General features: G+C 63.2%; 12 protein-coding genes. All 12 read left to right on the top strand.

The features are described 5' to 3' along the window. Nucleotides 1-113: 113 nt before the first annotated feature. The 12 genes from rsmH (at nucleotide 114) to ftsA (ending at nucleotide 14231) form a co-directional block, all read left to right on the top strand. Nucleotides 114-1115 (top strand): 16S rRNA (cytosine(1402)-N(4))-methyltransferase RsmH, encoded by a 1002-nt coding sequence (gene rsmH / locus JWP26_RS02020; protein WP_299722704.1) that lies wholly within the window; start codon nucleotides 114-116, stop codon nucleotides 1113-1115. Continuing rightward, complete coding sequence (locus tag JWP26_RS02015) at nucleotides 1112-1495, top strand: hypothetical protein (RefSeq protein ID WP_299722701.1); 384 nt, start codon at nucleotides 1112-1114, stop codon at nucleotides 1493-1495. Before rsmH ends, JWP26_RS02015 begins: the two co-directional genes overlap by 4 nt. Further along, nucleotides 1495-3207, top strand: coding sequence for a penicillin-binding protein 2 (locus JWP26_RS02010; RefSeq protein WP_299722698.1), 1713 nt, complete (start codon nucleotides 1495-1497; stop codon nucleotides 3205-3207). Before JWP26_RS02015 ends, JWP26_RS02010 begins: the two co-directional genes overlap by 1 nt. A 28-nt stretch (nucleotides 3208-3235) precedes the next feature. Then, entirely contained in the window at nucleotides 3236-4678 is a 1443-nt protein-coding gene (locus JWP26_RS02005; protein WP_299722695.1) for a UDP-N-acetylmuramoyl-L-alanyl-D-glutamate--2,6-diaminopimelate ligase, read from the top strand. Nucleotides 4679-4840: 162 nt separating this feature from the next. Further along, the gene (gene murF / locus JWP26_RS02000) at nucleotides 4841-6229 is read left to right on the top strand and encodes a UDP-N-acetylmuramoyl-tripeptide--D-alanyl-D-alanine ligase (protein WP_299722692.1); all 1389 of its coding nucleotides are present in this window, start codon (nucleotides 4841-4843) and stop codon (nucleotides 6227-6229) included. 26 nt (nucleotides 6230-6255) lie between these two features. Further along, nucleotides 6256-7341, top strand: coding sequence for a phospho-N-acetylmuramoyl-pentapeptide-transferase (mraY, locus tag JWP26_RS01995; protein WP_299722689.1), 1086 nt, complete (start codon nucleotides 6256-6258; stop codon nucleotides 7339-7341). A 106-nt stretch (nucleotides 7342-7447) separates the two neighbouring features. Then, nucleotides 7448-8611 (top strand): putative peptidoglycan glycosyltransferase FtsW, encoded by a 1164-nt coding sequence (locus JWP26_RS01990; protein ID WP_354041183.1) that lies wholly within the window; start codon nucleotides 7448-7450, stop codon nucleotides 8609-8611. After that, a complete protein-coding gene (gene murG / locus JWP26_RS01985; RefSeq protein WP_299722686.1) occupies nucleotides 8608-9723 on the top strand; it encodes an undecaprenyldiphospho-muramoylpentapeptide beta-N-acetylglucosaminyltransferase in 1116 nt (371 codons plus the stop codon). The genes JWP26_RS01990 and murG overlap by 4 nt, the downstream gene beginning before the upstream one ends. Then, nucleotides 9720-11138: a UDP-N-acetylmuramate--L-alanine ligase gene (gene murC / locus JWP26_RS01980; protein ID WP_299722683.1), complete on the top strand. Its 1419-nt coding sequence runs from the start codon at nucleotides 9720-9722 to the stop codon at nucleotides 11136-11138. The genes murG and murC overlap by 4 nt, the downstream gene beginning before the upstream one ends. Next, entirely contained in the window at nucleotides 11135-12055 is a 921-nt protein-coding gene (locus JWP26_RS01975; RefSeq protein WP_299722680.1) for a D-alanine--D-alanine ligase, read from the top strand. The genes murC and JWP26_RS01975 overlap by 4 nt, the downstream gene beginning before the upstream one ends. Then, the gene (locus JWP26_RS01970; RefSeq protein ID WP_299722677.1) at nucleotides 12043-12921 is read left to right on the top strand and encodes an FtsQ-type POTRA domain-containing protein; all 879 of its coding nucleotides are present in this window, start codon (nucleotides 12043-12045) and stop codon (nucleotides 12919-12921) included. Before JWP26_RS01975 ends, JWP26_RS01970 begins: the two co-directional genes overlap by 13 nt. Continuing rightward, nucleotides 12918-14231 carry a cell division protein FtsA gene (ftsA, locus tag JWP26_RS01965; RefSeq protein WP_299722674.1) on the top strand — a complete coding sequence of 438 codons (1314 nt, stop codon included), beginning with the start codon at nucleotides 12918-12920 and terminating at the stop codon, nucleotides 14229-14231. The genes JWP26_RS01970 and ftsA overlap by 4 nt, the downstream gene beginning before the upstream one ends. The last annotated feature ends 77 nt before the right edge of the window (nucleotides 14232-14308 follow it).

Raw genomic sequence — 14308 nt, 5'->3', positions numbered from 1 at the left:
ATGAGCGAAACATCGCGCCAAACCCCGAATGGGAAACAGAATCTTAAAACGTCTTGGTCAAAGTGCGAACACTATGCATACCGGTCCTGTCGGCCGGTCTTGGAGTTCGCCAGATGGGCAAGCGTTCCCTGCCCGATACCAGTGAGAATACCGGACCCCATATTCCGGTGCTGCTCGATGAAGTGATTGCCGCGCTTGCCCCCCTGGCCGGCGCGCGAATCGTCGACGGCACGTTTGGAGCGGGTGGATATTCGCGCGCGCTGCTGCAGGCGGGCGCCCATGTGGTGGCGATTGATCGCGACCCTAGCGTCAAGCTGTTCGCCGATGCGCTCCTGGCGCAATTTCCCGACAGCTTCACCTTCGTGGCCGGCACGTTTTCCCAATTGGACACGCTGGCGGCCGAGCATGGCCCCATCGATGGCGTAGTGCTGGATATCGGCGTCAGCTCAATGCAGCTTGATGAGGCCGATCGCGGCTTCTCCTTCATGCGCGACGGGCCGCTCGACATGCGCATGAGCGGGCAGGGCGAGAGCGCGGCCGACTTGGTCAATACGCTCGATGCCGAGCCGCTGGCCAACCTGCTCTATGCCTTTGGCGAAGAACGCAAATCGCGCCGCATTGCACAGTTCATTGTCGCGGCCCGCGAGACGGCACCCATCACCACGACGCTGGAACTGGCAAAAATCATCGAGAAGGCCATCGGCCGCAAGCCGGGCGATGCCCATCCGGCAACGCGCAGTTTCCAGGCGCTCCGCATCGCGGTCAATGGCGAGTTCGACCAACTGGTCGAGGGCCTGTTCGCCGCCGAGCGCCTGTTGCCCGAGGGTGGCCGGCTGGCGGTCATCACCTTCCATTCGCTGGAAGACCGCATCGCCAAGCGCTTCTTCGATCCCGACAAGGGCGGTCCGACCCAATCGCGTCACCTGCCACAGGTCGAGAGCGAGGCGCGCCGCTGGATCGAGGTTCGCAAACCCGTCAAGGCCGGCGAGGCCGAACTGGGCCGCAATCCACGCGCGCGCTCGTCGACCCTGCGTTCGGGCCAGCGCTCGGATGCTGCGGCGCGGCCGGTGCGGCTCGATGGGTTGGGCGTGCCCCAGGTCAGGGGCGTCGCATGATCCGCAATCTCAACATCATCCTGATCTTCACCAGCGTGGTCATGCTTTCGGGCGTCTATGCGCTTAAATTCGCCATCGAACACACGGCCAGCGAGCGCACGGCGTTGATCGCCCTGATCGACAGCCAGGAGGGTGACCTGTCGGTGCTCAAGGCCGATGAGGCGGTTCTGAACCAGCCCGGCCATATCGAGCCCATCGTCAAGCGCCACCAGGAGGCGCTGGCCATTGTGCCGGTGGCCCAGAAGCAGTTTGGCGCCTTCGCCGATCTGCCGATGCGCCCGGCCCAGCCCGACAATGCGGCGCTCGACGCCTTGCTGGCCTCGCTCGATGCGGGTGTCGATCCGATTGATGCGATCCTGACATCTGAAGGTATCGAATAATGGCGATCACCGCCGAAGATTTCGCTCCCACAATTGCGCTCGATGGCACCCGCAAGGTGCGCGGCAACATGACCCAGGCGCGATTGCGCTGGGTCATCCTGGCCATCGTGCTGGGTTTCGCCACGGTCGGCGGGCGGCTGGTGCAACTGGGCATGATCGTGCCCGACAATTCCATCGAGGGGGTGGCGCGCGCCGAGATCACCGCGACGCGCCCGCCGATTCTGGATCGTAATGGCCTGGAAATGGCTGTCGATATCCGCGTGCCCTCGCTCTATGCCGAGCCGCGCCGCATCATCGACGTGGAAGAAGCCGTTTCCAAGCTGCGCACCGTGCTGCCCAATCTGAGCGAAAGCTGGCTGCGCAGCCGGCTGACCGGCGACAAGGGCTTTGTCTGGCTGCAGCGTGAGCTCAGCCCGGCGATCGAGGAGCGCGTCATGCGGCTGGGCATTCCCGGCATCGAATTTCTGACCGAATCCAAGCGCTTCTATCCGGGCATGAACGAGGCCTCGCATATCCTTGGCTCGACCAATATCGACAACCAGGGCATTGCCGGCATCGAAAAGCACATGGACGTCGAGGACGTGGCGCTGCTGCAGGACCTTGGTCTGGCGCGCGGCAATGCGCTGACGCCGGTGGAGCTGTCGATCGATATGCGCGTGCAGCATGTCGTGCACGAGGAAATGGTCGACGCGCTGACCCGCTACAAGGCAATCGCCGCGGCCGGCGTCATGATGGACATCCATACCGGCGAGATCATCGCCCTGGCCTCGGTCCCCGATTTCGATCCCAATGATCCCTCGAGCGCCCTGGTCAAGGACAGCTTCAACCGCATCACCGCAGGCATTTACGAGCTGGGCTCGACTTTCAAGACCATCACCATTGCGGGCGCCATCGATAGCGGCGCCGTGACCCTCAACGATCAGTTCGATGCCCGCTATGGCATTCGCTATGGCCGCTACACGATCGACGATTTCCACGGCAAACACCGCATCCTGTCGGTGCCCGAGATCTACAAATACTCCTCCAATATCGGCACCATTCGCGTCATGCAGGCGATGGGCAAGGAGAACTACCGCGCCTTCCTGACCCGTATGGGGCTGGATACCCGCGTGCCGTTCGAGCTGCCGGAAATGCGGTTGCCCAATGTGCCGAAGAATCCGTCCGATATCAGCGCCGCCACGATGAGCTTCGGCCATGGTCTGAGCGTGTCGCCGCTGCATATGGCTGTGGCGATGGCGGCAATCGCCAATGGCGGCAATTACATTGCGCCCACGCTCTATCGGCGCAGCCTTGAAGAGGCGCAGTCGGAATATGTGCGCGTCCTCAAGCCCGAGACCAGCCGCGACATGCGCTATCTGATGCGGCTCAATGCGTTGGAAGGCTCGGGCAGCCAGACCGAAAAAGTCGCCAAGGGCTATCGCATCGGTGGCAAGACCGGCACCGCCGAAAAGGTCGAGAACGGCGTCTATTCGCATACCAAGGATTTCAACGTCTTTGCCTCGGTGTTCCCGATGGACAACCCGCAATATGCCCTGGTGGTGGTGGTTGACGAGCCAAAGCCGGAAAATGCCCAATCGGGCGACACCGCGGGCTTCAATGCCGGCATGATGAGCGGCCGCATCGTGCAGCGCATCGCTCCCATGCTGGGGATTGCCCCCAATTTCAGCCAGGCTCTCGACGACGCCATGGTTCCTCCCAATCTCATCCGGTAGATGGATTGATCCAGAAGGATAATCTCTAGTGTCACTCAGTGTATCTCAACTGCTCGAAGGCTCGGGTGCTCGCCCCAAACGGGGGCTGGGCGCCGTATTCGGCCTGCGGTCAGACAGCCGCAATATCGAGCCGGGCGACATCTTCTTCGCCCTGCCGGGCGGCAAGATCCACGGCAACGACTTCATCGACGAGGCGGTGCGGCGCGGCGCGCTTGCCGTCATCACCGACATGCATCCGGTGGGCGACCCGGGTGTGCCGGTCATCGTCGTCACTGATGTGCGCGCGGCCTATGCGCGCGCGGCCTCGCGCATTTTCGAGCCGCAGCCGGAAATCAACGTGGCGGTGACAGGGACCAACGGCAAGACCTCGGTGGCCTCGTTCGTGCGCCAGATCTGGACCTATTCGGGTATCGCCGGCGCCAGCATCGGCACGCTCGGCGTCGATACCGAGACACGCCATATCGACGGCAGCCTCACCACGCCTGACGCGCGCAATCTGCACCAGTCGATGCGGGCGCTCAAGGCGCAGGGGATCGATCACGTCGCCCTCGAAGCCTCCAGCCACGGGCTGGAACAGCGGCGGCTGGACGGCATCCATTTCGAGGCGGTGGCCTTCACTAATCTCAGCCGCGATCATCTCGACTACCACGAAGACATGGACGCCTATCGCAACGCCAAGCTGCGCCTGTTCACCGACCTTCTGGTCAATGGCGGGCCGGCGGTCGTCAATGTCGACGACCCCGAATACGAGCCCTTCATGTTCGCCGCCCTGGGCAATGGCTCGACGCTGCTGACCGTGGGGCGCGAGGGCGCCTATATCGAAATCCTGTCGATCGAAACCGAAGGCTACGGCCAGCGGGTCGAAGTTCGCCATGTGGGCGAAAAGCTGAGCTTCCATCTGCCGCTGACTGGCGAATTCCAGGTCAGCAACGCGCTGATCGCCGCGGCTTTGGCGATGTCGAGCGGCGCCGACAAGGAACACGCTTTCCCCGCACTGAGCGAGCTCAAGGGTGCCAAGGGTCGCCTGGAACTGGTGGCCGAGCACAAGGGCGCGGCCATTTTCATCGATTATTCGCACACGCCCGATGCGCTGAAGACCGCGCTGAACGCGCTGCGGCCCTATGCGAAGGGCTCGCTGCGGGTGGTGTTCGGCTGCGGCGGGGATCGCGACAAGGGCAAGCGTCCACAAATGGGCGCAATCGCCAGCGAACTTGCCGATAGCGTAATCGTGACCGACGATAATCCGCGCACCGAAGACGCCGCGACCATCCGCAAGGAAATCATGGCCGCCGCGAAGGGTGCCAAGGAGATCGGCGACCGCAAGGACGCCATCGTCACGGCGATCAAGGCCTTGAAGGCGGGCGATGTCCTGCTGATTGCCGGCAAGGGCCATGAGGAATATCAGATCGTCGGCACGACAAAGCACCATTTTTCCGACCATGAAGTGGTGGCGGAAGCGATCAAGGGATAGGCATTTGAATCTGTCACGAGCACGGTGCGGCACCTCCCCCTCGACGGGGGAGGTTGGGAGGGGGTGGCGGTCGGACACCATGCATCGGGCAAGCCCACCCCCCTCCCCAACCCTCTCCGCAAGGGGGAGGGTGCCAAATCGAGCAAGCGGCACTGCCCGGCCATGACCAAGCCCCTCTACACTCTCGACGCCGTCCTCGCGGCAACCGGCGGCCATGCCGACGGCATCACCGCGCCCGCCATCAATTCCATCACCATCGACTCGCGCGAGATCGGTCCCGACGCCCTGTTCGTCGCCATCAAGGGTGACCGCTTCGACGGCCATTCCTTCGTGGCGACCGCGCTGGCCGGTGGGGCCGTCGCAGCACTGGTCAGCGAGGGCAAATCCGGGGGTCCCGGCACTATCGTGGTGCCCAACGCACTCGCGAGCCTAGCCGACCTAGCTCGTGCGGCTCGCGCTCGCAGCCGCGCCAATATCGTGGGCGTCACCGGCAGTGTGGGCAAGACCACCACCAAGGAAATGATCCGCACCGTCTTCGCTGCGGCCGGCCAGACCCATGCGTCGATCAAAAGCTTCAACAATCATTGGGGCGTGCCGCTGATGCTGGCACGCATGCCTGAGGAAGCGCAGTTCGGCGTCTTCGAAATGGGCATGAACCATGCCGGCGAAATCGAGCCGCTGGCCAAGATGGTGCGGCCGCATATCGCGGTAATCACCACTGTCGCTCCGGCCCATCTGGAAGCTTTGGGATCGCTTGAGGCTATCGCTGCCGCCAAGGCGGAAATTTTCACCGGGCTCGAGCCGGGCGGGACGGCGGTGCTCAATGCCGACCATGAACAGATCGATCTGCTGCGCGAACATGCGGCAACCGCCGGGGTCGAAACCGTCGTCACCTACGGCTTCGCGCCGGGTAGCGACTGGCACATCGTCCGCTACGAAACAGTGGCCGACAAAAGCTTTGCAGAAATCCAGCATGCTGGTTCAAAATACGACCTGGTGCTCAATGTTCCGGGCCGCCACATGGTCGCCAATGCGGCCGGCGCCCTGGCCGTCAGCTTCATCGCCGGCGTCGAGCCCTCCGTGGCGCTGGCAGCACTTGCTACCTTCGGAGCGCAGGTCGGCCGGGGCCAGAAGCTCAGTTTCGGCGACGAGGATAAGCCGCTTATCTTGCTGGATGAGAGCTACAACGCCAATACCGCCTCGATGATTGCCGCGCTGGATGTGTTTTCCAGCCAGACTGCCGTCGGCCGCAAAGTTCTGGTGCTGGGCGACATGCTCGAACTCGGCGAACAAAGCCCGCAGCTTCACGCCAGCCTCGCCGATGCCGTAAATGCCTCTGGCGCCCAGAGAATTTATCTCGTCGGCCCCCAGATGGCGGCGCTTGCGGCTGTGCTAGGCTCCGACGCTGTCACCGCACATATACAGGCGGCAACCGAGATGGCGGAGATTGTGCTGCGCGATCTTGCCTATGGCGACACAGTTATGGTCAAAGCATCCAACGGCATCGGGCTGGCGGATATCGTTGATAAAATCCGCAAACGGTTCGCCTGAACCCCGAGACGAGGACACGTCCAAGCATGTTGTATTTTCTCGGTCAGCTCGGCGAAAGCCTCACGGCGTTCAACGTTTTCCGCTATGTCACCTTCCGCACCGCCGGCGCGGTGGTCACAGCGCTGTTCTTCGTCTTCATGTTCGGCCCCGGCATGATTGCCCTCCTCCGCCTCAAGCAGGGTCGCGGCCAGCCGATCCGCGAAGACGGGCCGGCCGGGCACCTTTTGACCAAAAAAGGCACGCCAACCATGGGCGGGCTGATGATTTTGTCGGGTGCCGTGCTGTCGACGCTGCTGTGGTCGAACCTGGCAAATGGCTATGTGTGGGTCGTGCTGTTCGTCACCATCGGCTTCGGTGCCATCGGCTTTTACGACGACTATCTCAAGGTCAAGCGTATGAGCCATAAGGGTTTTGGCGGCAGGCAGCGCCTGCTGATCGAGGCCATTATCGGGCTCATCGCCTGCTACGCGATTTCCCGGCTGAGCGAGCCGGCCTATGCGACCTCGCTTCTCTTCCCGTTCGTGAAGGGACTGGCCTGGAACATGGGCTATTTCTTTATAGTGCTGGGCGGCTTCGTCATCATGGCGGCGGGTAATTCGGTCAACCTGACCGATGGCCTCGATGGCCTTGCGATCGTGCCGGTGATGGTGGCGGCGGCGTGCTTTGCGCTGATCGCCTATTTGGTCGGCAGCGTGACATTTTCGGACTACCTGTTGCTCAATTATACGCCGGGCACGGCGGAGCTCTCGGTCGTCTGCGGAGCGCTGATCGGGGCAGGGCTGGGGTTCCTGTGGTTCAATGCGCCACCGGCGCAGATTTTCATGGGCGATACCGGCTCGCTTGCCCTGGGTGGCGCGTTGGGCACGATCGCGGTGGCGACCAAGCATGAAATCGTGCTGGCAATCATCGGCGGCCTCTTCGTGCTGGAGACCGTATCGGTGATCGTGCAGGTGGCGTCGTTCCGGCTGACGGGCAAGCGCGTGTTCCGTATGGCGCCGATTCATCATCATTTCGAGGCGCTGGGCTGGACCGAGAGCCAGGTGGTGATCCGGTTCTGGATCATATCCTTTGTGCTGGCACTGATCGGGCTCAGTTCCCTGAAACTTCGGTAGCCGAGTCGCAAAACGCGAAGCCGACAGGGAATCAGTAACCATCGGCGGGCTAGAATGGCGGGGAATTGTTTTTCCCTTCCAGGAGGCCGGGCCGACCGGCGCGCGCATGATGTTTTCCCGCGCAGAGAAGACGCCCTTGGCGGAGTGGTGGTGGTCGATCGACCGCGAATTGCTCGGGGCGCTGATCCTGTTAATGACCTGCGGCATGGTGCTGAGTTTTGCCGCCAGCCCCCCGGTGGCCGAGCGTATCGGGCTGTCGCCATGGTTCTTCGTGATCCGCCACGCGCTGTTTTGCCTCGCGGCGCTGCCGGTGATGATCGCGACCTCGTTTCTCAACCATCGGCAGGCGCGGTTCTGGGCGCTGGGCACGCTAATCATCAGCGTGGCGCTGCTGTGGGCGACGCTGAAATTCGGCACTGAAGTCAAGGGTGCGCGGCGCTGGGTGTCGTTTGCCGGCCAGTCGATCCAGCCGTCGGAATTCGTCAAACCGGCGTTCGCCGTGTTGGGCGCATGGCTGTTTTCCGAAAGCATGGTGCTGAGGAACGTGCCGGGCAAGATCATCGCGACGGTGATCGCGTTCACCATCGTCGCCGGGCTATTACTGCAGCCTGATATTGGGCAGACGGCGCTGATCCTGGCCACCTGGGCGGTACTGATGTTCGTCTCGGGGATTTCCTGGTGGATCATTTTCGGCATGGCGGGAGCCGGCGGCGGGCTGCTGTTCGGCGCCTACATTTTCTTCCCGCACTTTTCCAAGCGGGTGGACACGTTCCTCAACCCCGAGGGGGGCGGCAATACGTACCAGATCGACCGGGCGCTGCAGTCCTTGCTCGAGGGCGGCTGGTTCGGCCGAGGGCCGGGTGAATCCGAGGCCAAGAAGCTGATCCCCGACGCCCATGCCGACTATGTGTTCTCGGCGGCGGCGGGCGAGTTCGGCATTCTGTTCTGCATGGTTCTAGTAGGGCTCATCTGCTTCATCGTGATCCGGGCCATGCTGGGCGCGCAGCGGCAAACCAGCCTGTTCGCGCGGCTGGCGGCCTCGACGCTGGCGATCCAGTTCGCCATGCAGTCGGGCATCAACCTGGCGGTGAACCTCAACCTGATCCCGCCCAAGGGCATGACGCTGCCCTTTGTCAGCTATGGCGGCACCTCGATGATCGCCATCGCCTTCGGCATGGGGCTGATGCTGGCGCTGACGCGCTCCAAGCCCGAGGAACGGCTGACGACGGGTATCCCGGTTTACCGCAGCGCCCTGGCGCCAGCGGAATGAAGACATTTGTTTTGATGGCGGGCGGCACGGGAGGACATCTCTTCCCGGCCACGGCGCTGGCGCAGGAACTCAAGCGGCGCGGGCACGAGATCGTGCTGATGACCGACCATCGGGTGGCCAATTATGGCGCCGATTTTCCGGCGAAGGAAATCCATGTGGTCCCGGCGGCAACGCCGTCGCTGAGCAATCCGATCAAGTTCGTGACCGGTGGATTCAAGATTGTCGGCGGGATTGCCGTGGCGTTCGGCAAGCTGGGCAAGATCAGGCCGGATGCGGTGATCGGGTTCGGCGGTTATCCGACGTTTCCACCATTCGTGGCGGCAAGCCTGCGCGGCATTCCGGGGATTTTGCACGAGCAAAATGCGGTGCTGGGACGCGCCAACCGGGCGCTGTCGCGGTTTGCAGATATCCTCGCACTGAGCTTTCCGCAGACCAAATTCGCCGATGCGCTGACGCTGGAAAAGCGGGTGACGGGCAATCCGGTGCGCGACCGGGTGCGGGCGATTGCGCGCACGCCCTATCCGGCGCTGGACGGGCAGGGCCCGATCCGGGTGGTGATTTTTGGCGGTAGCCAGGGGGCGCGGGCCTTTGCCGACTTGGTGCCACCCGCCATTGCGCTGTTGCCCGAAGAGATCAGGCATAGGCTACAGGTGGTGCAGCAGTGTCGCGCCGAGGATTTGGACCGGGTGACGGAGGCCTATCGACTAGCCAAGGTCAACGTGGAACTGGCCGCGTTTTTTGACGATCTGCCGGAGCGCATCGCGCGTGCCCATCTGGTGATTGGGCGCTCCGGTGCCTCGACTGTGGCAGAGCTGTGCGTGCTGGGGCGGCCGGCGATTCTAGTGCCGCTGCCGGGCGCGATCGATGCCGACCAGAAGAACAATGCCATGGTGATGGAGACTGCCGGCGCCGGCTGGATCGCCGAGCAGGCCACGCTTTCGCCGCTTTCGCTGGGCACTCGGCTCACGACTTTGTTAACCGATCCTGATGCCCTGCGGTCGGCCGCTGATGCGGCCCGCGCACTGGGCCAGCCGCTGGCCGTTGAAAAACTGGCGGACCTGGCCGAAATGCTGGCCGGCAAGGGCACGACCGAAATGGAACGCACTCAATGAAAATGCCGCGCAATATCGGGCCGGTCCACTTCGTCGGTATCGGCGGGATCGGCATGAGCGGGATCGCCGAGATTCTGCACAACCAGGGCTATGTGGTGCAGGGTTCCGACGCCGCCGCCAATCCCAATGTGCAGCGCCTGCAAGGTATGGGCATCAAGATTGAGATCGGCCAGCGGGCCGAGAACCTCGGTGAAGCGGCCGTGGTCGTCGTTTCGTCGGCGATCAAGAAGGGTAATCCCGAGCTGGATGCAGCGCGGGCGCGGGGGTTGCCGGTGGTACGGCGAGCCGAGATGCTGGCCGAAATCATGCGCTTCAAGAACGCCATCGCCATTGGTGGCACGCATGGCAAGACCACGACGACGACGCTGGTGGCGACGCTGCTGGATGCGGGCAACCTCGATCCGACAGTGATCAATGGCGGCATCATCAACGCCTATGGCACCAATGCGCGGCTGGGCGAAGGCGAATGGATGGTGGTGGAGGCTGACGAGAGCGACGGCACTTTCGTCAAGCTGCCGGCCGATGTGGTGGTTGTCACCAATATCGATCCCGAGCATCTGGACCATTACCACGACTTCGAGGGCGTCAAGAAAGCCTTCCACAATTTCGTCGAGAACGTGCCGTTCTACGGCTTTGCGGTGATGTGCCTCGACCATCCCGAAGTGCAGGCGCTGGTGGGTGAAATCCGCGACCGCCGGGTGATTACCTATGGGCGCAATCCGCAGGCCGATGTGCGGCTGGTGGACCTCGAAACCATCGACGGCGTCAGCCATTTCGCGGTGGAAATTCGCGACCGTATCCGCATGACGCAGTTGCGCATCGACGGGTTGGAACTACCGATGCCGGGCGTGCACAATGCGCTGAATGCAACGGCGGCGATCGCCGTGGCGGACCAGTTGCATGTGCCCGCCGAGGCGATCCGCAAGGGGCTCAAGGGATTTACTGGGGTGAAGCGGCGCTTCACCAAGACCGGTGTTGTGGGCGGCATCACGGTGATCGACGACTACGGGCATCATCCAGTTGAGATTGCGGCTGTGCTGAAGGCGGCGCGTTCGTCCACCAGGCGCGATGTGATCGCAGTGGTGCAGCCGCATCGCTATTCGCGGCTCAATGACCTGTTCGACGATTTTGCCGCCTGCTTCAACGACGCCGATACGGTGATCGTGGCGCCCGTTTACGCGGCGGGCGAGCAGCCGATCCCCGGCGTGACGCATGAGGAACTGGTCAACCGTATCCGGGCGCGCGGGCATCGCGATGCGCGGGTGCTCGACAAGCCTGAGGACCTGCCGGCGCTGATCGCTGAGCGCGCGGCGGAGGGGGATTATGTGGTGCTGCTCGGAGCCGGAAATATCACGCAATGGGCCGGGGCCTTGCCGGGTGAACTTGGCGCGCTGATCGGGAAGGACGTGCAATGAGCAAACATGTCGCCGTCCTGATGGGCGGGTGGTCGCAGGAGCGGCCGGTGTCGTTGGCGTCGGGCACGGAATGCGCGGCGGCGTTGCGGCGGGCCGGGTATCAGGTGACCGAAGTCGATGTCGGGCGCGATGTCGTCCAGGTGCTGACCGCGCTCAAGCCGGACGTGGTGTTCAATGCGCTGCATGGGCCGTTTGGCGAAAGCGGGATGATCCAGGGCGTGTTGGAGCTGATGGAGCTGCCCTATACGCATTCGGGCGTGCTGGCCTCGGCCATGGCGATGGACAAGCATCAGGCCAAGATCATGCTGAAAGCGGCGGGCGTGCCGGTGACCGATCACGTGATCGTGTCACGGGCCGAAGCTGGCCGCGCGCACGTCATGCCGCCGCCCTATGTGATCAAGCCGATCGCCGATGGCTCGAGTTTTGGTGTGTTTATCGTCAAGGCCGAAACCAGCCACCCGCCGCAGGAAATCCTGCGGGAAGACTGGAAATCTGGCGAAGAACTTATGGTCGAGCGCTATATCCCCGGGCGCGAGCTGACCTGCGCAGTGATGGGCGACGTGGCGCTTGGCGTGACGGAAATCATCACCAATCTCGACTTCTATAACTATGACGCCAAGTATTCCCAAGGTGGCTCCGTCCACATCATTCCTGCGCAACTGAAACCGAAAATTTACGACAAAGTGCAGAAGATGGCTTTGGCCGCGCATGCGGCGTTCGGGTGCCGGGGCGTGACGCGAACCGACTTCCGCTACAACGAAGCGGCGGGCGAGGACGGCGAGCTGGTGTGCCTGGAAATCAATACCCAGCCGGGGATGACCCAGACCTCGCTGGTGCCTGAGCAGGCTTTGCATGCGGGGCATTCGTTCGAGGAACTGGTCGCCTGGATGGTGGAGGACGCGAGTTGCAACAGGTAGGCACCAAGGCGATTCTCGCCGGCGCAAGGGTCATCGACCCGCGCGCGCTGCCTGTGCATGTCTCTGCGCCGCGTCGACGGCTGCGCAATAATTTCGGCCGAACCTGGATTTTGCATCGCGTCGCCGTGGTGCGGATCGTCATGGCGGTAATCGCCGTTGTGGCGGTGGGTGTGCTCTATGAAACGCGCGATGCCGTCATTCAGGCTGGCGCGAACCTGGCTGTGGTGGCGCAGGGCCAATTGGGCCATACCGCCTTCGCGATTGGTGAAATTTCCATCAGCGGGCAGTCGCTGACCAGCGAACAGTCGATTTTCGACGCGCTGGGTGTGGAGCCCCATACGTCCAGCGTGAGCTTCGACGTAGAAGCGGCGCGGCAGCGGATCGCGGAACTGCCGTCGGTCGAGACCGTAAATATCCGCAAGATTTATCCAGGTGACCTGGTGGTCACCATCACCGAAAAAGTGCCAGTGGCGCGCTGGCGCGTCGATGGCGTGACCTTCGTCGTGGACGGCGAGGGCGAGCAGATCGGCGAAGATCACGGCACCTATGGCGAACTGCCGCTGGTGGTGGGCGATGGTGCTGCCGACGACGCGCTGGGCATGATCATGGCGCTCAAGCAATATCCGCATCTGCAGGACGGGCTGGTGGCGCTATCGCGCATCGCCGACCGGCGTTGGGACCTGATCTACGACACGGGCCTGCGGGTGCAATTGCCTGAGCTAGGGGTGGCTCAGGCGCTGAAGCGTCTCGACTACTACCAGACCGATTTTCAACTGCTCGACCGCGACGTGACCCAGATCGACCTGCGGGTTGCCAGCATCGTGGCGGTGCGCCCGACCAAGACAGAAGAACCACCCAAGAAATGATGACCGATTCGATGACATCGCGGCTGCGGCCCGTGCAACCCGGCAAGACCACGCTGGTGGCGGTGCTCGATATCGGCTCGACCAAAATCTGTTGCGTCATCGCCCGCCTGACGCCGCGCGCCGAAGGCAAGGCGCTGCGGGGGCGTTCGCACCAGGCCGAGGTGATCGGATTTGGGTATGGCCCGTCATCGGGCGTGAAAAGTGGCGTGGTCAGCGATATCGAAAAGGCCGAGCAGGCGATCCGTTCTGTCGTCGGTATGGCCGAGCGCGCAGCCGGGCTGACACTGGAATCGGTGATCGTCAATGTGACGGCTGGCCGGCTGGGCTCGGAGATGTTCTCGGCGGCGGTGTCGCTGGACGGGCAGGAAGTCGAGAAGTCGGACATTCACCGGGTGCTGAAGGCCGTCAACGAGCGCAGTGTGCGGCCAGAACGCTCGATTATCCACGCGCTGCCGATCGGCTATTCGCTGGACGGACAGAAGGGCATTCGCGATCCCAAGGGGATGGTGGGCGAGCAGCTCGGCGTCGACGTGGCGGTGGTGAGTTCCGAGACGCTGGCGATGCGCAATCTGGAACTGGTGCTACATCGGTGCCACCTGCAGATCGAGGCGCTGATCGCGACGCCCTATGCGTCAGGGTTGGCAGTGTTGGTGGATGATGAGTCCCAGCTCGGCGTGGCCTGCATCGATTTTGGCGGCGCGACGACGACGGTGTCTGTCTTTAACAATGGGCACCTCTGCTACGCCGATGCGATCGCCATTGGCGGGCATCACCTGACGCTGGATATCGCGCGACAGCTCTCGGTCAGTGTGGCCGATGCCGAGCGGCTGAAGACGTTCTACGGCTCGGTGCTGCCGGGGCAGGCCGATGAGCGCGACATGATCTCGATCCAGCCGGTCGGCGCGACGCATGACGAGGCGCCGGGGCAGGTGGCCCGTTCGGTGCTGACGCGCATCATGCGGCCGCGGATCGAGGAAATCCTGACCGCCGTTCGTGACCGGATGCAGGCGACCGGAATGATGGATGTGTGCGGGCGACGGTTCGTGCTGACTGGCGGGGCCAGCGAGATGACCGGCCTGCCCGAGGTGGCGCGGCGGATTCTGGCGCGAAATGTGCGCAACGGACGGCCGATGGGTATTGCCGGCCTGCCGGAAATGGCCAAGGGCGCGGCTTTTGCCAGCGTGGCGGGCATGCTGATCTATCCGCAGGTGTGTGCGCGCGAATATGCCGAGCCACGCAGCGTGCGCAAATTGACCGGCACGGACGGGTATTTTTCGCGCGTTGGGCACTGGCTGCGCACGAGCTTCTGAGGGTGGTCAAATCCGCACTCATTACATTTTGGCAAGGCTGCCGTGCAGCGTGTTCAAGCGCGTTGACAGGCTCGATG

It is taken from the genome of Devosia sp., from assembly GCF_028290435.1.
Classification (GTDB): Bacteria; Pseudomonadota; Alphaproteobacteria; order Rhizobiales; family Devosiaceae; genus Devosia.
This window is presented reverse-complemented; position numbering and strand designations above follow the sequence as displayed.

Excerpts from the sequence above, each read along its gene's own strand:
- murG (WP_299722686.1), top strand. The coding sequence starts at position 8,608 with ATGAAGACATTTGTTTTGATGGCGGGCGGCACGGGAGGACATCTCTTC.
- murF (WP_299722692.1), top strand. The coding sequence starts at position 4,841 with ATGACCAAGCCCCTCTACACTCTCGACGCCGTCCTCGCGGCAACCGGC.
- murC (WP_299722683.1), top strand. The coding sequence starts at position 9,720 with ATGAAAATGCCGCGCAATATCGGGCCGGTCCACTTCGTCGGTATCGGC.
- JWP26_RS02010 (WP_299722698.1), top strand. The coding sequence starts at position 1,495 with ATGGCGATCACCGCCGAAGATTTCGCTCCCACAATTGCGCTCGATGGC.
- JWP26_RS01990 (WP_354041183.1), top strand. The coding sequence starts at position 7,448 with ATGATGTTTTCCCGCGCAGAGAAGACGCCCTTGGCGGAGTGGTGGTGG.
- mraY (WP_299722689.1), top strand. The coding sequence starts at position 6,256 with ATGTTGTATTTTCTCGGTCAGCTCGGCGAAAGCCTCACGGCGTTCAAC.
- rsmH (WP_299722704.1), top strand. The coding sequence starts at position 114 with ATGGGCAAGCGTTCCCTGCCCGATACCAGTGAGAATACCGGACCCCAT.
- JWP26_RS01975 (WP_299722680.1), top strand. The coding sequence starts at position 11,135 with ATGAGCAAACATGTCGCCGTCCTGATGGGCGGGTGGTCGCAGGAGCGG.
- ftsA (WP_299722674.1), top strand. The coding sequence starts at position 12,918 with ATGATGACCGATTCGATGACATCGCGGCTGCGGCCCGTGCAACCCGGC.
- JWP26_RS02015 (WP_299722701.1), top strand. The coding sequence starts at position 1,112 with ATGATCCGCAATCTCAACATCATCCTGATCTTCACCAGCGTGGTCATG.